This is a genomic window from Paraburkholderia sp. GV068, from assembly GCF_003058125.1.
Taxonomy (GTDB): Bacteria; Pseudomonadota; Gammaproteobacteria; order Burkholderiales; family Burkholderiaceae; genus Paraburkholderia; species Paraburkholderia graminis.
In genome coordinates this window covers 184847-204953 of sequence record NZ_QBUB01000010.1, presented here as the reverse complement: position 1 = coordinate 204953, position 20107 = coordinate 184847, and the positions used below count along the sequence as shown (strand labels likewise).

General features: G+C 63.4%; 17 protein-coding genes. 5 read left to right on the top strand and 12 right to left on the bottom strand.

Annotated elements, in window-relative coordinates; translation table 11 throughout:
• The first annotated feature begins 162 nt into the window (after positions 1–162).
• The gene (locus C8K18_RS21120) at positions 163–693 is read left to right on the top strand and encodes an RNA polymerase sigma factor (protein WP_006049781.1); all 531 of its coding nucleotides are present in this window, start codon (positions 163–165) and stop codon (positions 691–693) included.
• A 24-nt stretch (positions 694–717) separates the two neighbouring features.
• Positions 718–1704 (top strand): anti-sigma factor, encoded by a 987-nt coding sequence (locus C8K18_RS21115; RefSeq protein ID WP_107709572.1) that lies wholly within the window; start codon positions 718–720, stop codon positions 1702–1704.
• Positions 1705–1772: 68 nt separating this feature from the next.
• Here C8K18_RS21115 and C8K18_RS21110 read toward each other — a convergent pair whose 3' ends face one another.
• From C8K18_RS21110 to C8K18_RS21090, 4 genes are all read right to left on the bottom strand, one after another.
• On the bottom strand, positions 1773–3218 hold the full coding sequence (locus tag C8K18_RS21110; RefSeq protein WP_107709570.1) for an amidase family protein: 1446 nt from the start codon (positions 3216–3218) through the stop codon (positions 1773–1775).
• A 61-nt stretch (positions 3219–3279) separates the two neighbouring features.
• Entirely contained in the window at positions 3280–3738 is a 459-nt protein-coding gene (locus C8K18_RS21105) for a DUF3331 domain-containing protein (RefSeq protein ID WP_107709568.1), read from the bottom strand.
• Between the two features lie 347 nt (positions 3739–4085).
• On the bottom strand, positions 4086–5255 hold the full coding sequence (locus tag C8K18_RS21095) for an MFS transporter (protein ID WP_029970258.1): 1170 nt from the start codon (positions 5253–5255) through the stop codon (positions 4086–4088).
• A gap of 60 nt (positions 5256–5315) precedes the next feature.
• Complete coding sequence (locus tag C8K18_RS21090) at positions 5316–6200, bottom strand: oxidoreductase (RefSeq protein ID WP_107709567.1); 885 nt, start codon at positions 6198–6200, stop codon at positions 5316–5318.
• A 367-nt stretch (positions 6201–6567) separates the two neighbouring features.
• Here C8K18_RS21090 and C8K18_RS21085 point away from each other — a divergent pair, with 367 nt between their 5' ends.
• Together C8K18_RS21085 and C8K18_RS21080 are read left to right on the top strand one after the other, a co-directional pair.
• The gene (locus C8K18_RS21085) at positions 6568–7152 is read left to right on the top strand and encodes a uracil-DNA glycosylase family protein (protein ID WP_107709566.1); all 585 of its coding nucleotides are present in this window, start codon (positions 6568–6570) and stop codon (positions 7150–7152) included.
• Positions 7153–7267: 115 nt separating this feature from the next.
• On the top strand, positions 7268–8623 hold the full coding sequence (locus C8K18_RS21080) for an LLM class flavin-dependent oxidoreductase (protein ID WP_107709674.1): 1356 nt from the start codon (positions 7268–7270) through the stop codon (positions 8621–8623).
• Positions 8624–8699: 76 nt separating this feature from the next.
• Here the strand turns inward: C8K18_RS21080 and C8K18_RS21075 are convergent, their stop codons facing one another.
• From C8K18_RS21075 to C8K18_RS21045, 7 genes are all read right to left on the bottom strand, one after another.
• Positions 8700–10283: an ABC transporter substrate-binding protein gene (locus tag C8K18_RS21075; protein ID WP_165919841.1), complete on the bottom strand. Its 1584-nt coding sequence runs from the start codon at positions 10281–10283 to the stop codon at positions 8700–8702.
• Positions 10284–10368: 85 nt separating this feature from the next.
• Positions 10369–11301: an ABC transporter substrate-binding protein gene (locus C8K18_RS21070; RefSeq protein WP_107709564.1), complete on the bottom strand. Its 933-nt coding sequence runs from the start codon at positions 11299–11301 to the stop codon at positions 10369–10371.
• A 21-nt stretch (positions 11302–11322) separates the two neighbouring features.
• A complete protein-coding gene (locus tag C8K18_RS34065; protein WP_107709563.1) occupies positions 11323–13140 on the bottom strand; it encodes an amino acid ABC transporter permease/ATP-binding protein in 1818 nt (605 codons plus the stop codon).
• A 40-nt stretch (positions 13141–13180) separates the two neighbouring features.
• Entirely contained in the window at positions 13181–14503 is a 1323-nt protein-coding gene (locus tag C8K18_RS21060; protein WP_107709561.1) for an LLM class flavin-dependent oxidoreductase, read from the bottom strand.
• 60 nt (positions 14504–14563) lie between these two features.
• Positions 14564–15505, bottom strand: a complete 942-nt coding sequence (locus C8K18_RS21055; protein ID WP_107709672.1) for an ABC transporter substrate-binding protein — start codon at positions 15503–15505, stop codon at positions 14564–14566.
• A 32-nt stretch (positions 15506–15537) separates the two neighbouring features.
• A complete protein-coding gene (locus tag C8K18_RS21050; RefSeq protein WP_107709669.1) occupies positions 15538–16089 on the bottom strand; it encodes a GNAT family N-acetyltransferase in 552 nt (183 codons plus the stop codon).
• Between the two features lie 187 nt (positions 16090–16276).
• Positions 16277–17302 carry a succinylglutamate desuccinylase/aspartoacylase family protein gene (locus C8K18_RS21045; RefSeq protein WP_107709559.1) on the bottom strand — a complete coding sequence of 342 codons (1026 nt, stop codon included), beginning with the start codon at positions 17300–17302 and terminating at the stop codon, positions 16277–16279.
• Between the two features lie 209 nt (positions 17303–17511).
• On the opposite strand from C8K18_RS21045, the gene C8K18_RS21040 reads away from it, so the two are divergent.
• Complete coding sequence (locus C8K18_RS21040) at positions 17512–18576, top strand: LLM class flavin-dependent oxidoreductase (RefSeq protein ID WP_006049797.1); 1065 nt, start codon at positions 17512–17514, stop codon at positions 18574–18576.
• Positions 18577–18666: 90 nt separating this feature from the next.
• On the opposite strand, the gene C8K18_RS21035 is transcribed toward C8K18_RS21040, so the two are convergent.
• On the bottom strand, positions 18667–19857 hold the full coding sequence (locus tag C8K18_RS21035; protein ID WP_107709557.1) for a porin: 1191 nt from the start codon (positions 19855–19857) through the stop codon (positions 18667–18669).
• Positions 19858–20107: the final 250 nt, after the last annotated feature.

The window sequence follows — 20107 nt, the reverse complement described above, 5'->3', positions numbered from 1 at the left end:
GACATCGCAGCCGGCAGCATGCGGCACGCACGAATCGAAACGCAGTGCGGCGCGACCGCGACCCGCGGTGCGAACGAAGGTCGCGTACCTGCCTGAACATACCGCGCGTACGCCTGCGCCGGAGGACGGCGGCCGCATGACATCCGGCGATGGACCGATTCGATGACCGCGGCAGATCTGTCCGCCCTGCTTCCGTCGATGCTTCCACGCCTGTGGACATTCGCGCTGCGCATTTCGGGCGACCGGCACGACGCCGAAGACCTCGTGCAGCGCGCCTGCGTGCGGGCGCTCGAACGCGCGCATCAGCTTCAGCCGGACACCGCGCCGCTTAGCTGGATGTTTTCGATCGTGCAGTCCACATGGATAAACGAGTTGCGTGCGCGCAGCGTGCGCAGTCGCTCGGGCATGGATTGGGACGACGAATTTCTCGAAACAGTCGCCGACCCCGCCGCGCGCACGCCTGAACAACACGCGATGGACGGACAGATTGTCGAAGCCGTGCAGCGGCTACCCGACGCGCAACGCGTGGTGATGCTGCTGGTAGCGGTCGAGGGCCTCAGCTATCAGGAAGCGGCTCAAACCCTGGGAGTCCCTATCGGGACCGTCATGAGCCGCCTCTCGCGGGCCCGTCAAACCATCGGGGCCCTGTTCAGCGAAAAACAAAAAAGCGTGGCTCGCGCGAGTAATGAGTAATAGCAGAGACCAGGGGGCTTGACTATGGACGACATCCTGCTCATGGCGTACGTCGACGGCAATTTGCAGCCGCGCGAGCGCAAGGAAGTCGAACGCACAATCGTCGTCTCGGCCGATGTCGCCGAACGCGTCGCATTGCTCAGGGCGTCGGCGTTGCCGTATCGGCGGGCGTTCCAGCATCAGCAACTGCCACCGGTTCCGGAAAGCCTCACGCGCAACGTTGCGCAGTTGATAGAAGCGCAAACGCCGGCTCCTGGCATGAGAGCCGTGGGCAGGAACGATCGTGCCGCGGCGTGGGCTTCGCGCGCGAGCGGCCGCAGCCCGTGGTCCTTGCGTATGCGCGGGCCGTCCGGGGCTTCAGGCTCCGACACAGGTATTCAGTGGGCCCGGCCGGTGCGCGCACGCATTCGCGCCGCGGTTCCGTTGGCCGCGCTCGCATTCGTGACCGGTGCGTTCTGTGGCGCCGTCGTGCTGCGCCTGGCGGGAAGCAGCGCCCCCGGCGGTGTGGGGCAAACGCTTTCACAGCAGGCTATGCCGGCAGGCGTATCGCCGTGGATCATCGCAGCGGTCAATTATCAACGGCTCTATACGCGGGAAACCGTTGCGTCCGACTTGCCGATTACCGGCCTTGCGCACATCGTCGAAGACATTCGCCGCGACGACGGACTGTCGATCCACGTGCCGGACCTGCGTTCGCTCGGACTGACGTTCAAGCGCGTGCAACGGCTGCGCTTTAACAACAAGCCGTTGGTGCAGATCGTCTACCTGCCGGAGAAAGGCTTGCCGGTTTCGCTATGCGTGATGACAGATGACAAGCCGGATGCCGCGCTCGCGCAGCAGGGCGTCAACACGATGCAGGTGGTGACCTGGAGACAGGCGAAGCAGAGCTACGCGTTGATCGCCACCTCCGGCGACACCGACCTCGCGGCAATCGGCCGGCACATTGCACAAAGCAGGGCCGGCGAGATTCTCGGTCAGGCGCTGGCAGCGTATCAGGCACCGGTAAGCTAACCGACGCATACGCTCGCACAGCCGGCAACCGCCGCCTGTGCGCTTCATGCAAGCCCTGCGATGCCGGCTCAGACGCGCGGCGTAAGCGGCGTAAGCGGCGTAAGCGACGTAAGCGGAGTGACCGGCATAACCGGAGAGAGCGGTGTGCCGCGTGCTTCGATCGCTTCACCCGCGAGCAGACACAAGTCCTCGCGGTAATGCGCGGCCACGATCTGCACACCCACCGGCACGCCGTTCACCAGTTGCGTCGTGACGGCAAGACCCGGCAAACCCATCGCAGGCAGCGCACGCATTGTGAGTTGCGCTTCCCATACGCGGTCGAAGCCCGCCGCGCCTTGCTGATCGAGATCGTCCGGGAACGGAAGCTCCGCCGACACCGGCATCAGCACGACCGCATACTGATCGAGAAACAGCCGCCATTCACGTAGCAAGGTCGTGCGGCGCACCAGCGACCGGCTGATTACGTCGGCCGGCAGGTCTTTCACTTTCAGGCGAGCCGCGTTCACCACCGCTTGCGCGCCGGGGTCGCCGTCGCGCGCCACCGAGTCGGCCAGCGCCTCGAATCCGTCGCCGAGCCACAGACGTTCCTGCAATTGCGCGGCTTCGCGCATCGACGGTGTGTCGTCGATCTCGTCGACGCGCCAGCCTGCGTCGCGAAGGCGTTGGGCCGCGTCCAGCAACGCGTGCTCGACTTCCTTGACGATTTGCAGGCCGCCCGGACGCAGGCAAAGCGCGGCACGCAACGGCACCGCGCGTCCTTCGAGCGGCATCGGCAGATACCAGGGATCGCGCAAGTCGGGCGCAGCCAGTGCGGCGAGGCCGAGGCGAAGATCCGCCACCGTGCGCGCCATCGGACCCGTGGCCGACATCAATTGCGCACCGATCGGGCGTTCGGGCGACGACGCGTTGAACGCGGGCACGCGTCCGAACGTCGGCCTGAGTCCGTGGATGCCGCATGCGTAGGCCGGATAGCGTATCGAGCCGCCGATATCCGTGCCGAGCGCAATCTGCCCGATACCCGCGGTGACTGCCGCTGCTCCGCCGCCCGACGACCCGCCCGGCGTGAGCGATGGGTCGCGCGGATTGAGCGTGCGTCCATGAATCTGGTTGGAGGTGAACCAGCGCAGAGCGAAAGTCGGCGAATTGCTGCGGCCGAGCAGCACGGCGCCGGCCTTTTGCAGATTATCGACAGCGGGACTATTCACCTCGGCCACCAGGTTCTCCTGCAAACGCGTGCCGTTGGTGGTGGCGAAACCCGCGTGGTCGGTATTGATCTTGGTCGTGACAGGCACGCCCGCCAGCGGCCCCGGATCTTCACCGCGAGCAATCGCGCGGTCGACGCTGTCCGCCTGCTCCAGCACCCAGTCGGGCCGGTGGGCCACCACCGCGTTGATGAGCGGATTGACCGCATCGAGACGTAGAAGCGCGGACTGCGCCGCTTCGCGAGCGGACACTTCACGCGTTCTCACACGCCTCGCCAGTTCAGTTGCGGACAATTGCCATAGTTCACTCATGTAGCCTCCAGTGTCGATGCCAACCGTATGCAGGCATGCATCCAGTCGCACGTGTAGCGGTTCAAAACGGCCAGCCGGCAGCGCCTTCTATTGGCAGATCGGTGCGCTGTCCGATCGCCTCCGCGAGGATCACCTGATCGCGATTGCCGGGCACCCGCATCTGCCGGATACGCGGGCGGAATATCCGGTCGCCGCGTCTGACTGCGCGGCCTGTCAGCGCGCATACGGAACCGACCCGCGCGAGTCCGCTGCACCATATCTGCTCGGCGTAGCGCCCGGTGCACGAGTCGCTCCACGATACGCTGATGGTCGCCGGCGACAACCATTCCACTACCGCAATCCGGGCCGGCCGGCTCGCGCGATGGTGGGATGCGTCGGCCATCGGCGAACGCGTGCCTACGCGGCACCGCTTGAGCCGCACGGGCTTCTTCCGCGCGCAGGCGTCCAGTTGTTCCGCGGAAGGATCGAGGACATTCAGCAATGTGCGAACCACGATGTCGTCGTCGGATAGCACTCTCATCGACTGATCTCCAGAAGCCGGTATGTTCGTAGGGGGAAGAGCAAAGCTGGTGCTTAACGCCGCCTTGCTCGCGCAGCGTCAGTTTGCTGCTCACCGACGTGACGCCGCGCACCTGCTTCGCCGCAGCGACTGCGACGCCTTTCGCTGCGCCGTTGCGCCGTTGCGCCGCTGCGAATCAGGGGTGTTTCAATTAGAACTGCGCAATGTATCGGCGGTGTTTCGGCGACGTATCGAAATGTATCCGGCCCATCGAACGCTTGCGGCCATCGTCAGCGACGGCCACTTCATGCGGCATACCAATGAGCTACAGCAGAAGTCGCGGCACGCCACGAGCAAGCCGTGCTCCGTCACGCGTTGGACAACGGCGCAATCGCGTGCCTGTCCCGCATGACCGCGAGGACAAGCGCGCCGACACCGCAGGCCGCCATCAATGCGATCAACGCGGGCGTGCCTATATGAACCAGCACCCAGCTTGCTACCGCCGGGAAACCGAACGTGCCGATGAAGTACGCCACGACGAACCATGTGAGCGCGGGCTGCCGGTGCGTCGCCGCGCAGTCGTTCACGGCCTGCGCCTGGATGGTCGGATAGACGAGACCGTAGCCGATGCCCAGCAGTACTGCGCTTATCGAATGAAAAGCCGGCTGGTACGGCACGACGAACATGGCCGCGGTGCCGAGCACCATGATCGCCAGCAGAAGCCTGGTCGCGACTCCGTGATATAGCCTGACTACGACGCGCGTGAGCAGCCATCGCGCAACGACGACCGTCACCGCATAGAGGCTGAAGAACGTGCCGGCTTGCGCATGCGTGCCGCGAATGATGGACATCTGAAACGTCATCGACCCCGAAAAGACGCACGCGCACAGCGAAATCATCACGATTGGATACGCGGCGCGCGTTCGCCAGACAGCACCCGACTCGCGCAGCCAGTCCTGCTGCACCGGCGCTTCGTCCCGGTGCGGCGATACCCGCCCGAACGCTTCGAGCATCAGCGCGGCGACCGCGCATAAGCCGCCGACCACGTAGAACACGCTGGTGAGCGGCCAGTGCCACGAACGGATCGCCATTGCGGCCACCGCGGGACAGCCGCCTATGCCCGCCATCTGGATCGTGCCGAAGCGCATGAACCAGAATCCGCGATCGGCGTCGCTCGTGCGTTCCGTCAACGACATGGGCGCGGCGAGACAGAACGCTCCCCAGCCGAAGCCCACGAGAAAGCCGGGGAGAATGCCAGGTGCGCTCATCCGGTCGACCGCAGCAAAGCCGATCACGCCGAGGCCAATGCACAGGGCCGCTAGCGCGGTGGTGCGCGCGCTGCCGATACGCCGCGCGAACCGGCCCACCACGAGCACGCCTACCAGTGTGCCGACCGTGGCTTCCGCAAGCGCGAGTCCGGTATCCAGATCGTTGCCCCCGAGAGACCGGAAATGCATCGACAGGAAAAACGTCGCCCCGTACCCGCTCGCGGTGAGCAAGGTGCCGATGAGCACGAAGAAAGCGCTGAATGGGCGCATGGCGAAATCAGGATCGGAGATGAACGACGACGTGAAGCGGTCCGGCGGATCGCGGCCGTATCAATCCGCACCGCCGGCTTGCGTGGCTTGCGCGACGTGTGCAGTGTCAGCGGGCGGGTACGCAACGGATTCGCTGACCGCGCGCCATTCGGCGTCCTCCTGGGCGCGAAACCTCGCGGCATCGGCGGCTACCGCTACCGCGTCGCTGCCGACCAGCAGGCGCAACGGCGGCGCAGGCACTTCGGCGATATCGAGCAGCACCTGGGCAATGCGCGCCGGGTCGCCCGGCTGATTGCCGTCACTGCGGCGCAGGCGCTCCGCCACCGGACCGATGACCGGCTGGTAGGCTTCGCTGATCTCGGGAATGGTCATCGACGAACCGGCCCAGTTCGTCCGCATCGACCCTGGCTCGATCACCGTGACCTTGATGCCGAAGTCGCGGACCTCTTTGGCGAGCACTTCGGAGAAGCCGCCTACCGCCCACTTCGCCGCCTGATAGGCCGCGAGCCCCGGTCCTCCGACGCGTCCGCCGACAGACGAAATCTGCATGATGTGACCGGCGCGCTGCTTGCGCATCACCGGCAACGCTGCGCGGCTGAGATTGCAAACACCGAAGAAGTTGACGTCCATCTGTTCGCGCAGCGCCTGATCGGTCGCGTCTTCGATTGAAGCCAGGTCGGCGTAGCCCGCGTTGTTCACAAGCACGTCCAGACGGCCGAACTGCTCGACGGCGAGACTGACCGCGTCCCGCGCCGCGACCGGATCGGTCACGTCCAGCGCGATCACGCGAACGCGATCCCCGTACCTGTCGGCCAGAGCCCGCAGCCGTGCCGCGTCCCGCGCCGTAGCGGTGAGCCGATGACCGCTCGCGAGCACGGCTTCGGCAAGCTCGCGCCCCAGCCCCGCGGAACAGCCGGTGATAAACCACACTTTGTCGCCAGTCATTTGCGAGCTTCCTTATCGTTTGCAATTGATCTATCGACGGGACTCTGACGACACGTGTTCAATGTCCTTCAGGCGAGCTGACAACGCTCGCGCCCGGCGCCATGCAGCGATTAGAAGCGCGCTATGTATCCCACGTGTGTCGGCGAGGTATCGGAATGTATCGCGGCCTGGGCGAGGCGTGAAGCGGTGCGGGTTCGACAGGCTTCGTCGGCGGGATCGCAGTAGTCGATTGCGAGCAGATGCTAAGCTATCCGGCCGTTACCACCCACGGCGCAGCTCTTCGGGGGCATAAGACTATGCGGCCACGTCGAACCAGTCGGTTCGTTCCGACAGCGCCGTGCCCCCGGCAAACAACTACGGAATCATCATGCTCGATAAGCTGCTAAGCGACATTCGCAGCTGCACGCTTTGCGCGTCGAAGCTGCCCCATGCACCGCGACCGGTACTGGCCGCGTCGGCACAGGCGCGCATTCTCATCGTGGGTCAGGCGCCCGGCGCACGGGTGCATGCGTCGGGGATACCCTGGAGCGATGCGAGCGGCGCGCGCCTGCGCGCATGGCTTGGCGTCGACGACGCCACCTTCTACGACGATTCGAAATTTGCCATCGTTCCCGTGGGGTTCTGCTATCCAGGCCGCGGCCGCAGCGGTGATTTGCCGCCACGGCCAGAGTGCGCGCCCCGGTGGCATGAGGAGCTGATCCAACACCTCGGTGCGGTCAGGCTCACACTGCTGGTCGGACAATACGCTCAACAATTCGGACTCGGTGACGCACGCGGACCAACGTTGACGGACACGCTCACCCGGTGGCAGGAATACGGGCCGCGCGTCATGCCGCTGCCGCATCCGTCGCCGCGCAACATCGCATGGTTCAAGCGCAATCCCTGGTTCGAAGCCGATGTTTTGCCCGCGTTGCGAGCGCGCGTGTCAATGGCGCTGACGTCGCCCGCTTAGTCGCCTCATACATATCGATGCCACAATTCCTTCGTGGTCGCGACCGCCGCGCTCATCGACAATGATCGAATCGGTCAGCACGTTCGTGCTGACTTCTCCCGCATTCGACACGACCATGAGAACCGATCCGCCTCGCCAGCTTCATCTGAACGTCAACATCCTTCACTCCGGCTTTGTCCCTTCCGCATGGCGAACGCGCGATGCCGATCCGCGCGCTTTCGTCGATGTCGCTCACTACGTTCGCGTCGCGCAGATCGCCGAGGCCGCGAAGTTCGATGCGGTGTTTCTCGCGGATAACGCGTCGATTGCAGATCAGATCGACTTCCGCCCGATCACCGCACTCGAGCCGACCGTGCTGCTCGCCGCCATTGCCGCGGCGACCACGCATATCGGCATTATCGGCACGGCGTCGACGAGTTATAACGAGCCGTACAACATCGCGCGCCGCTTCGCCACGCTCGATCAGCTCAGCGCGGGCCGCGCCGGCTGGAACATCGTGACGACCGCCGATCTCGGTTCGGCGCGCAATTTCGGACGCGACGCGGTGCCCGATCACGCGCAACGTTACGAGCGCGCGGCCGAATTCACCGAGGTCGTGAAGGCGTTGTGGGATAGCTGGGAAGACGACGCTTTTATCGGCGACAAGGCGAGCGGCCGCTTCATCGATACGGCGAAGGTGCACCGCATCGATCATCGCGGCAAATACTTCAGTGTCGACGGCCCGTTCAATCTGCCGCGCAGCGAACAGGGTCATCCCGTGCTGATCCAGGCCGGCGGCTCGGCCGACGGACGCGAGCTCGCGGCCCGCCATGCCGAAGCCGTGTTTTCCGCATCGCAATCATTCGATGAAGCCGCCGCCTACGCGCATGAACTGAAATCGCGAGCGGCAGCATGGGGCCGCGGCAGCGATGCGATTCGCGTGCTGCCGGGGCTCACGACGATCATCGGCGCAACCGAAGCCGAGGCTTTGCGCCGTCGCGATGAACTGGTCGATCTGATTCCGTGGACGTATAGCCTCACGCGACTGGCCGGCATACTGGGCATCGCTGTCGAGCGCCTGAAACTCGACGAACGCCTGCCCGACGATCTCGCATTGCCCGGCGGCGGCAATGGTAATCACACGTTCTTCCACGCCACGCTCGCGCAGGCGCGCACGCATGGCTACACGGCGCGTCAATTGATTCGCGCGCTGGCGGGCGGCGGCGGACATCGTGTCGTCGTCGGCACGCCGGAACAGATCGCCGACGACATCGAGCACTGGTTCAAAGGCGGCGCCGCCGACGGCTTCAATCTGATGCCGGATGTTCTGCCGGGCGGGCTTCAAGACTTCACCGACGGCGTGGTTCCGCTGCTGCAGCAACGCGGCATTTTCCGCACCGATTACGAAGGACGTACGCTGCGCGACCACTTCGCGCTGCCGCGTCCGTTCAGCCGCCATCTGTTGCGGCGTGAAGCGGCCGCAACGGCGTAGTTCGAGCCGACCGCCGGGGCGATGCGATGCGATGCCATCGCATCGTCGTCCCGCACTCGCCGTAACGTAGACGCAATCACTCCAGCCACACGCCCTCGAAGCGATGACTGCCGAGCGGCGAAAACACCATCCCCTTCACACGCTTCGACACAGGCAGAGAGACGATGGAATGCGCAATCGGCGTATAAGGCACCTGCTGCTTGAAGATGACCTGCGCCTGCTGATAAAGCGCCGTGCGCTCGTCGACGTTCGCGGCTGCGCGCGCCTTGTCGATCAACGCGTTGAACGCCGGATCGCACCACTTGGACACGTTGCTGCCGTGCACCGCATCGCACCCGAGCAACGTGCCGAGCCAGTTGTCGGGATCGCCGTTGTCGCCTGACCAGCCGTAGAGCATCGCATCGTGTTCGCCGCCCTGCTTCGCGCGGCGGTTATATTCGCCCCACTCGTAGCTCACGATCTTCGCGCGCACGCCGATCTTCGCCCAGTCCTGCTGGATCAGTTGCGCCATCAATTGCGCATTCGGATTGTAGGGACGCTGCACCGGCATCGCCCATAGCGAAACCTCGAAGCCGTTCGGAAAGCCCGCCTGCGCAAGCAGCGCTTTGGCTTTTGCGGGATCGTAAGGTGCGTCCTTCAACTGCTTGTTGTACGACCATTGCGCGGGCGGCATCGGGTTCGACGCGATGGTTGCATTGCCCGAGAACACCGATTGAATGATCGCGGGTTTGTCGATGGCCATATCGAGTGCGCGGCGCACTTCCACGCGATTGAGCGGCGCATGTTGCGTGTTGTAGGCGACGAAGCCCACATTGAAGCCGACGCCCGAAACTGCGGTAAGCGCGGCGTTTCGCTTCACAACCTCGAGATCGGCGGGACGTGGAAACACGGACACCTGACATTCGCCGCTTGCCAGCTTCTGCATGCGTACCGCCGGATCAGGCGTGATCGCAAAGATCAGATGCGCGAGCTTGACGTCGTCCGGGCGCCAGTAGACGGGATTGGCGTCGTAACGGATCAGCGCGTCCTTCTGGTACGAGCGGAACACGAACGGCCCGGTTCCGACCGGCAACTGATTGATGTCCGCCTCGCGATGCGCGGCGCTCAGCTTCTCCGCATATTCCGCCGACAGAATCGACGCGAAGCTCATCGCGAGATTGCGCACGAAAATCACGTCCGGCTCCTTGAGCCGAAAGCGCACGGTCAGAGCATCGATCTTCTCTATGCTCTCGATGTTCCTGTCGAAGCCCAAGTCGCTGAAATACGGAAAGCTGCTTGGATACGCCTTGCGGAACGGATCGTCGGCATGCAGCATCCGGTTGAACGTGAACAGCACGTCGTCGGCGTTGAAGTCGCGCGTCGGTCGAAACCATGCGGTCGTATGAAACTTCACACCGCCGCGCAGATGAAACGTGTACGTGCGCTGATCCGCTGAAATGTCCCAGCTCGTCGCCAGCGCGGGTTCGAGATCGAGCGTGCCGCGGCGGAACTGCACGAGTCCGTTGTAGACGGTATTGGTGCTCGCGTCGAAATCGGTGCTGGTCGTATGCTGGCCCGGATCGAAGCCGGCGGGGCTGCCTTCGGAGCAGAACACGAGTGTGCCGGTGGGCGCGGCGTGGACAGAAGCGCCGTTCATCAGCAGCGCGCCGGTTAGCACCATCGACACGCCAAGGCGCGAACCACGAAACAGGGCGTGCCGCAGCGACGCGCCGGGAAAAACGGAACGGAAGGTCATTGGAATTGGATCAGAATTTTGGCAGGCCCGGCGGGTTGCTTTCGGAGCGGTTCAGCGCTTCCGCCTGAATCCCCCAGCGCGCGAGCGCGCGCGCGTACGTGCCGTCGGCGATCACGCCATTGGTGGCAAGTGTCAGGCCGTCGACAAGTCCGCTGCCCTTGCGCGTTGCAATCGCCACGTCCGCTCTCGCGGGCCAGCCCGCATTCACGGTTCCCACCTGGCGAATCGCGCCGCTTCGCGCGGCGTCGTAGGCAAGCGGCGCATTGGGATTGAACTCCAAGTCCGCCCGGCCGGAGAGCAGCGCAACGCGGCTTGCCGCATCGTCGTCGAAATACTGGAGCTCGACGGGTTTCAGTCCTTTCGCGATGTTCTGCCGGTTCCATTCGAGGATGATCTTTTCCTGGATCGTCCCCGAGCCGGTAATCACGCGCAGGCCCGCAATGTCTTTCGGCTCCGCGATGTGGCGTATCGGGCTGGCGGTTCGCACATAGAAGCCGTGCAAGCCCTGACGGTAAGTGGTGAAGTCGAACTTCTCCTTGCGCTGCTCCGTCACGCCGACGTTCGAGATCACCGCGTCGTATTTACCCGACGTCAAACCCAGGGGCCAGTCGACCCACGTGATCGGCACGATGTCGAGCTTGAGTCCCAGGGCGTCGGCGATCAGTTGCGCGTAGTCCGCATCCGAACCGACGACGGTCCGCGCATCCGTCGCGTAAGTCGCGGTCGGCGGACCATGCGGCGAGATGGCGACTGTGAAAAGCCCTTCCTTCACGAACCGGTAGCGATTCGCGATTGCCGCAATCGCCTGCTCGTTTTTGCCGGTACGTATGCGTCCGGGCTGTTGCGGACTGAGGTCGATGCCGGTCTGCGCGCCATGTGCGCGGCCGATCGTCGCCAACGCCGCCGCGATGCCCGTCATGACGAATCTGCGCCTGTTGATCATCGTGTTGCGAAGAAGGAGTGGTCAGAGCACACGCGACAGGAATTCGCGCGTGCGGGAATGTTGTGGATGGTTCAGCACGCTCGCCGGCGGACCGGCTTCGATCACCCGGCCGCGATCCATGAACACGATGGTGTCGGCCACTTCGCGCGCAAAGCCGATCTCGTGCGTGACGATGACCATCGTGGTGCCGGAGCGCGCCAGTTCCTTGATGACGTCGAGCACTTCATTCACCAGTTCGGGATCGAGAGCGGATGTCGGCTCGTCGAACAACAGAACCTTTGGCCTCAACGCCAACGCGCGGGCAATCGCGACGCGTTGCTGCTGTCCGCCCGATAATTGCCGCGGCCACGCGTGCGCCTTGTCCGCGAGTCCGACGCGCGCAAGCAGACCCTGCGCGAGTTGCTCCGCTTCCTTGCGCGGCAAGCGGCCAAGCGCGACAGGAGCCTCGACAATGTTGTCCAGCACGCTCAGATGAGGGAACAGATTGAAGTTCTGAAACACCATGCCGACGTCGCCGCGACGCCGCAGCACGTCGCGCTCCTTCAGTTCGTAGAGCGTCATGCCGTCGCGGCGATAGCCGATCAGTTCGCCGTCGATATCGATCAGACCGTCGTCGACGCGTTCCAGATGATTGATCGTGCGCAGCAACGTCGACTTGCCGGAGCCGGATTGACCGAGGATCACCGTGACGCTGCCGGGACGCATGGTGAGCGAGACGTTGTCGAGCACCTTGAGTGCGCCGAAGCTCTTCGAGACCTTCTGGATGACGATCTCGCCGCCTGTGCGCTGGTCGATCCACGGATTCGCAGCGCCGGGGATTTTCGACTCGCTCGGCGCGATGGCGGCGGCAAGCCGCGACTCGCCGGCAAATGCCGTTTCGCGCCGACGCAGCGCAAATCGTGCAAGCGCCTTGATGGCCTCGTCGAATGGCGACGACGTTGTGCTGCGCGTCGCGCCGCGCGAGAAATAGCGCTCCACGTACACCTGAATCGCGGAGAGCACCGAGAGAATGATCAGATACCAGACGGTTGCCACCATCAGCAGCGGAATCACTTCGAGATTGCGCCGATAGATGATCTGCACCGTGTAGAACAGCTCGGGCATGGCGAGCACATAAACCATCGCCGATCCCTTCGCGAGCGAGATGAGATCGTTGAACGCGGTCGGCACGATGGCCCGCATGGCCTGCGGCAGCACGATGCGCCGCGCCTGGCGAAGCCGCGGCAGTCCGAGCGCGGCGGCCGCTTCGAGTTGCCCCTGATCGACGGACAGAATGCCGCCGCGAATCACTTCCGCCGAAAAAGCGGCGTGATGGAGCGTCAGGCCGAGAACGGCCGCGCAGAAAGGACTCACGACCTCGGTGGTCGGCCAGTTTGCAAACGCGATGCCGGTAAAGGGAATGCCGACGCTGATCGTCTCGTACAGATAGCCGAGGTTGTTCAGGATCAGCAGCAGAACGATAAGCGGGATCGAGCGGAACAACCACACGAACACCCAGGCGCTGCCTGCAAGAAGCGGAGAACGCGAGACTCTTGCGAGCGCGATAAGCATGCCGAGCGCAAAACCGATCGACGCACCGAGCGCCGTCAGCAGCAGTGTTCGCCCGAGTCCCGAGAGCACCGGTTCCGACAGAAACCATTCGGCAAATACGCCCCAGCCCCAGCGCGGATTGCCAAGCACGGAGTCGAGCACGAGCGCGATCACGATAGCGGCGAGGGCAGCACCGGCAGTGCGCGCGCGATGCTTCGCGGGCACGACGTGATAGCGGTTGCGGTCCCGTTGCGATTCTGCTTGCGCGGAACCTGGCGCCTGGACGGCGACTTTAGCGGCTTCGTTCATCGTTCGTACTCGGTCCGTTGTGGTGTCCGTTCGCGTGTGTTCATGCAGTCTCGGTCAGTGTGTAGCGGCTTTCCTTGCGCGGCAAACCTAAGTGATCACGCAGCGTTGCGCCGCTGAGCGTGCTTTCGTAACGGCCGCGCCGCTGCAGTTCGGGAATCACGTAGCGGACAAAATCGTCGAGGCCTTGCGCCTGCACCGCGAAGCCAAGAATGAATCCGTCGGCGGCGCCCGCTTCTATCCAGCGAATCAGTTCATCGACCACGTGTTCGGCCGTTCCGAGAAAATGCGTCTTCGGCGTCGCGACTTCGAGCGCGACTTCGCGCAAGGTTTGTCCGTTGCTGCGGGCATTGGCCTTGATGCGGTCCGTCGTCGAGCGGAAGCTGTTGCGGCCAAGATCGCCGAGTTCGGGGAACGGGGCATCGAGCGGGTACTGCGTAAAGTCGTGATGATCGAAAAAGCGGCCGAGGTACGCGAGCGCTTCGTCGATATTGAGCAGATCGCGAATCGCGCGGTACTTCGCTTGGGCTTCTTCATGCGTGGCGCCGACAATCGGGCCGATACCGGGGAATATCTTCACGTCTTCGCGGCTGCGCCCATGCGCCTCGGCGCTGTCCTTCACGCGCTGCGCGAAAAGCCGCGTCTCTTCGACCGAGACCGAATGCGTGAACACGGCATCCGCATATTTACCGGCCAATGCAATGCCCGCATCCGACGAGCCGGCCTGGAAGATCACGGGTTGTCCTTGCAGCGAGCGCTGGATATTGAGCGGCCCCGCTACCTGAAAAAATTTCCCCTGGTGATCGAGTGGATGCAACTTGTCGCGATCGAAAAACACGCCGCGCGCGCGGTCGCGCACGAATGCATCGTCGTCCCAACTATCCCACAGCCCTTGCGTCACGCTCAGGTATTCATCCGCGATTTCGTAGCGCAACGCATGCTCGGGATGCGATCCGCCGTAGTTCTTCGCGGTGCCTTCGAGCGGCGTCGTGACGACGTTCCAGCCGGCGCGGCCGCCGCTGATCAGATCCAGCGACGCGAACTGCCGTGCGACCGTGAACGGATCGCTATACGACGTCGAGACCGTACCCGCGAGACCGATTTTCGACGTGACCGTGGCGAGTGCCGACAGGATCGAAATGGGCTCGAAGCGATTCAAAAAGTGCGGGATCGATTTCTCGTTGATGTAGAGACCGTCCGCGACGAACGCGAACGCAATGCCGTTCGCTTCCGCTTTTTGCGCCGTGCGGATCATGAAGTCCAGATTGACGCTGGCATCCGCCGGTCCCGCCGGATGCTTCCACGCGTTCATGTGGCTGCCGGCACCTTGCAGCATGATGCCGAATGGGATGTGCTTCTTGCTCATGATGTCGTTCGCCAGACAGAAGGAAAGATCGAAGCCGGTGATGCGTTTTCGACCGCCGCGTCACGACTTCGGCAAGCCCGGCGGATTGGTCGCCGCCTTCGCGATCGCCTCGGACTCGAGATGCCAGCGCGCGAGCACCGAGCGATACTGTCCGTTCTGGATCAGATTGTTCAGCGCGATGGTGAGCGGCTCGGCAAGACCGCTGCCCTTGCGCGACGTCACCGCGACCTCCGCCGTGCGCGGCCAGCCGCCGCTCAAGGTGCCGACCTGGCGCGTCTTGCCTTGTCTCGCGGCATCGTAGGCAAGCGCGGCATTCACGCTCAAGATCGCGTCCGCGCGCCCCGACTGCAACGCCACCGACCTCACCGCATCGTCGTCGTAGTACTGCACGGAAACCGGCTTGAGCCCACGCGCGACGTTCTGCCGGTCCCACTCGAGCAGGATCTTTTCCTGATTGGTCCCGGCGTCGGTGATGATCCGCAGACCGGCGATATCTTTCGGCTCGGCGATTTGCCTGATCGGACTATCGGTCCTCACATAGAAGCCGATCTGATCCTGCCGGTAGGTCGAGAAGTCGAACTTCGCCTTGCGCTCTTCCGTCACCGTGACGTTGGAAATCACCGCGTCGACCTTGCCGGACGCAAGGGCCAGCGGCCAGTCCGGCCACGCGAGAATCACGACATTCAGATGCTTGCCGAGACTGTCCGCAATCAGTTGCGCGAGGTCCGGGTCGAACCCGACTACGGTTCTCGCATCGCTCGCATAGGTGCTGATCGGCGGATGACCGACAACGATGCCCACCGTCAACGCATTCTTCGCGACAAAGGCGAAGTTCGAAGGTATGGCCTTGATGGCGGTCGGGTCCTCCGCGCCGCGAATGCGGTTCTGTTGCGCCGGGCTCAAATCGAAACCCGGCGCCGCGGCGAGCGCCGGGGCACTGCCGGCCGTCATGCCGGCCATACTCGCCAATAGAAGCGTTGCAAGATGCGCGCGCAATCTCATCGTCATGTGTTCCGTTGGAATGTCAGGTGGGCTTAGCGGATCGCGAGATCGGTTTGTTTCGCGCGAAGGTCTTCGAGGGTATCGATGCGGCCCGGATCGAGCAGGTCCTTTCCGTAGCGCAGATGAACATGCACCTCGGGAGGCAATGACGTATCGAACAGGCTCACGTAGCCGCTATTCGCATACAGCGCCCAAGCTTCGGGCTGCCGGAAACCGGTGGTCAGATAAACGCGCGTATAACCCTGGGCGAGCGCACGCTGTTCTAGTTCCTGCACGACGCGGCGCGCGAGGCCCTGACGGCGCACATCGTCGCGTGTCCAGACCCGTTTGAGTTCCGCGGTGCGCGCGTCGTAGCGCTTGAACGCGCCGCCGCCGATCGCCGCGCCCTCCCGCAGCAGCAGAATGAATGCGCCCTCCGGCGGAGCGAACGCCTCGGCCGGATAACGCGCGATTTCCTGCGCGGCCGACTCGCCGTTGTCCTTGTGAAACGATGCGTAACGCGTCGTATATTCGCGCTGCAATGCGCTTAGCAGAGGTTGGGCAAGCGGATCGAGCGGACTGGTATCGACAACGCTAAAGCTCATGATGATCGACCGGAACGCGCCGGCTCGTCTTGTGGAATTCACACGATAGCGCGCAGTCGTTCGACGGCTAAACAAGCAATTGGTATATGAATATGGTGCCGCGGCGGCGAACGTTTTTTGTTGTCCGTTCGATTGCTCGCGCATCGCATTGCGTTATTCGCGCAGCGTATCCGTCAATAGAACATCGTCAGCGCGCGAGCTGCGTAAAGAACGTTGGATCGTCCTCTGCAAGGTGAAACAGACAATCGCCTCTTCGGACCAACGCGGGCACGCGCTTGCAAACGACTTCTCCGTCGCTGTCGAAATGGCGAATCACCGGCTCGCGCCACGGCGTATCGGGGAAATGGATTCGCGCAGCGGGTTGCCCCTGACTTACCCGTTCACCGAGTTCGACAAGCGGCTCGTAAACGCCTCTGTCGTAGGCATAAACGTAGTGCCGCGCACCGGCGACGCGTCTGAAACGCACGCTTGCAGGCGGCGATTCGGGGACGAGCGGGCCATGCAGCAAACCGACGTGCCCGAGGAAATGCAGCAGCCCCTGGCGCGCTTCGCGAATCAGCGCGGAGCTGACCGTGCCCGCACCGCCGAGTTCGGTCGTGATGGACACCGCGCCTTGACGCCGCGCCGCCGCTGCCGCATGCACGGGGTTCTCGCGATGAATGAATGCGTTCGGCAAACCGAAGGCATTCAGCAAGTCGATTAGCCGCGCTTTCCCGGCCTCGTCGCGCGGCTCGATCGCGAGCATGTTGCCGCCGTGATAGAGCAGTGAACTGCCGCCGGAATGCAGATCGATCAGATAGTCGGCACGCGCGAGCAATTCATGCTCGATGTAATGCGCGACGATCTGCGTGGGCGAGCCTCGCGGGTCGCCGGGAAACGCGCGATTGAGATTGCCGTCGTCTATCGGCGAAGTCCGTAGACCCTGCTCGACCGCGGGCGCATTCGCGGCCGGCAACACGATGATTTGTCCCGTTAGATGGGCCGGATCGATCTCGCGCGTGAGTTGCGCGGCGAGAATTTGTCCTTCGTATTCGTCGCCGTGATTGCCGGCCATCACGAGCACGACAGGCCCGCTGCCGTTTCGTATCGACACGACAGGGAACGGCAGCCAGCCGTATGCGGAACGATGCACGGAGTGCGGCAAACGCAGATAACCGGTGTGCCGGCCGGCCAGGTCGAAGTCGACCTCGCTGACGATTGGATTCAGGTGCATATGACAGTTCTCAGGAAAGTGCCGGCAATTCGACGCGTTGGCCTCATTAAACATCGGCCGGCGTCTTCGCATCGAACAAATCTTTTTGCCTTTACTTATTCTTCTAGATTGTTTGACCGCGCCGTTCATCGAGAAATACCATCGCCGTACTAATGATCGGCTCGTCGCGCCGCGCAAGCCCGATACATGCCGTACTTCCAGAACCTCACATGACCGCCTACGCTTTAAGCCTGCTGGACAAGAGCCCGATCGCACGAGGCGAAACGCCGACCGAGGCGCTCAGGCGCACGGTCGAACTGGCGCGCCATGCGGAGTCATGGGGATACCGGCGCTACTGGCTCGCTGAACATCACAACACGAGTCAGCTCGCCTGCCCTTCGCCGGAAATCCTGATCGCTTATATCCTTGCACGCACCAATCGCATACGTGTCGGTTCGGGCGGCGTGATGCTGCAGCATTACAGTCCCTACAAGGTCGCGGAAAATTTCAATCTGCTGGCCTCGCTCGCGCCCGGTCGCGTCGATCTCGGCATCGGCAAGGCGCCTGGCGGTTTGCCGCTTTCGACGCGCGCGCTGCAATCGGCGCGCGACCCTGCGCACAAGCCCGATTTCGCTGCGCTCGCGTTCGAGCTGGACCGCTATCTCGCCGATGCTCTCGCCGCGAATCGCGAACACGATGCTGCCGACGGCGACGAGCAGTTCGGTTCCGTGCTGCGAGCCACGCCGCTGCCGCCTTCGCCTGCGCGCCCTTTTCTGCTCGGAGCAAGCGTCGAGAGCGCGGCGCTTGCGGCGCGGCTTGGCTGGGACTTCGTGTACGCGGCTCACATCAACGGCGCGCCGGACGAGATCGAGCGCGCGTTGGAGCGCTATCGCGCGGCATCGAACGGACGCAAGGCATTGCTGGCTCTCTCCGTCATAGCAGCAGAAAGCGCTGACGAAGCAGCGCGGCTCGCATCGGACACGCGGCGTTTTCGCGTACAGGTCGGCGACCAGCAGCCGGTCACGGTGGGCAGCATCGCGCAGGCCGAAGAGTTCGTTCGTCAGGCAGGCGGCGGCGCTCATCGCATCGACGAACGCGAGAACCACATCGTGCATGGCACATCCGACGCGGTGCACGATGCGCTCAGTGAACTGCAAGACCGCTATGGCGTGGATGAATTCATCATCGATAATCCGGTGACGGAAGCCGCGCAACGTGTCGCCTCGGTGCGCTTGCTGGCACGCGGGCTTCAGCACGGCAAGACGCGCGAAGCCGCCGAAGCGGCGCGCGGCTGAAACGGCTCAGCAACTCAATCACGTATCACGTATCACGTATCGCGTATAAGCCACGACGGCATGCATGCGCCATGCCGTCGCGGCCTCCGGTCAGAACTTCACGCGCAAGCCTGAAAGCACGGCGACCTGACGGTTCGTCGACGAAGCCGTGCCGGCATCGGCAATCGCCGCGATGGTGCGGTAGCCCGAGCCGACCCGCGTCGACGCATCGCCGACGGCAAGCTGATACACGCCGGACAGATACACGTCGGTGCGCTTCGACAATGCATAGTCGACACCGAGCGTGAACTGATGCCAGCGCGGCTTCAGATTCGCGCCGCTGGTTCCCGGCAGATTCGTCGCGCGGCCATCCGTATAGGTGTAGACGCCGATCAGCGTCAGCGCAGGCGTGAACAGGTAGCGCGCATTCAGATCGTAGTTGTTGAACTTGCGCGACGAGCCGTCGTTGTAGTCGAGCTGCGTGTGACTCCATGCAAAGCCGACCGTCGCGCGGCCGAATGCGTAGTTGGTGCCCGCCACGGCGATCTGCTGGCGCACCACGCCGCCGTTCAATCCGTAGAAGAACGCGCCGCTGTAATCGTCGCCGCTCGTGGTCGACGCGCCGCCGACCGCACCGCTCGTATTCGACGTCGTATCCGGATGATTGAGCACTACGTAGCCGCCGCCGATCGACAACGGTCCATTGACGTAGTTCGCCGAGATGCCCCATGCGCGGTTGTTGCCGAACCCTGTTCCGCTGCCGCCGCTGGCCTGATTGCTGAACGCATACAGGCCGTCCACCGTGAATCCGGCAATCGTGTCGCTGCGGAACTTGACGGCGTTATTGACGCGGAAAGTCTGGTTCAGATTGTCGTTATCGCCGATGTGGGTCGACGGCGACCAGAAACCGGAGCCCGCGTATTGCGCAGCGAGATCGGCGAGCGGCTCGTACTGGCGTCCAAGCGTCAATGTGCCGATGCCCGTTTTCTGGACGCCGACAAACGCCTGCCGTCCGAACTCGCGGCCGCCTTGAGCCAGCGTACCGTCGTTGGGACGGAAGCCGCCCTCGATCGTGAACACGGCCTTCCAGTCGTCGCCCAGATCCTCGTTGCCTTTGAGGCCCCATCGGCTGCCGCTTAGCTTGCCGCTCGTCTGCTGGAAGTTGCTCGCGCCCTTCTGGTTGTTCGTGTAGGTGATGCCCGCATCCACGAGCCCGTACAACGTGACCGAGCTTTCCGCCTGAGCGGCGAGTGGAGCGATTGCAAGCAGACCGGCGGCGCTGGTGAGAGCGACTCGTTTCATCTTTACCCCTTGTTGTCGTGGTTAACATCATCGGCTGAAAGGGGTCCAATCTTAGGATCGCGAAATGCGGGAGACAAACATCGAAGTCGGGTTTGCTACGGATTGCTCCGTGCATTTGAAATTCAGGGGAACTTTAAATTGCAATTTCCCGGCAGTTTTATCGCGCCTTGCATGCGAGTGAGAACTCGCAATTGATAAGCAGAATTAGTTGTTTGGCGTTCGAAACGGCGCGTGATCTACTGCTTCGAAT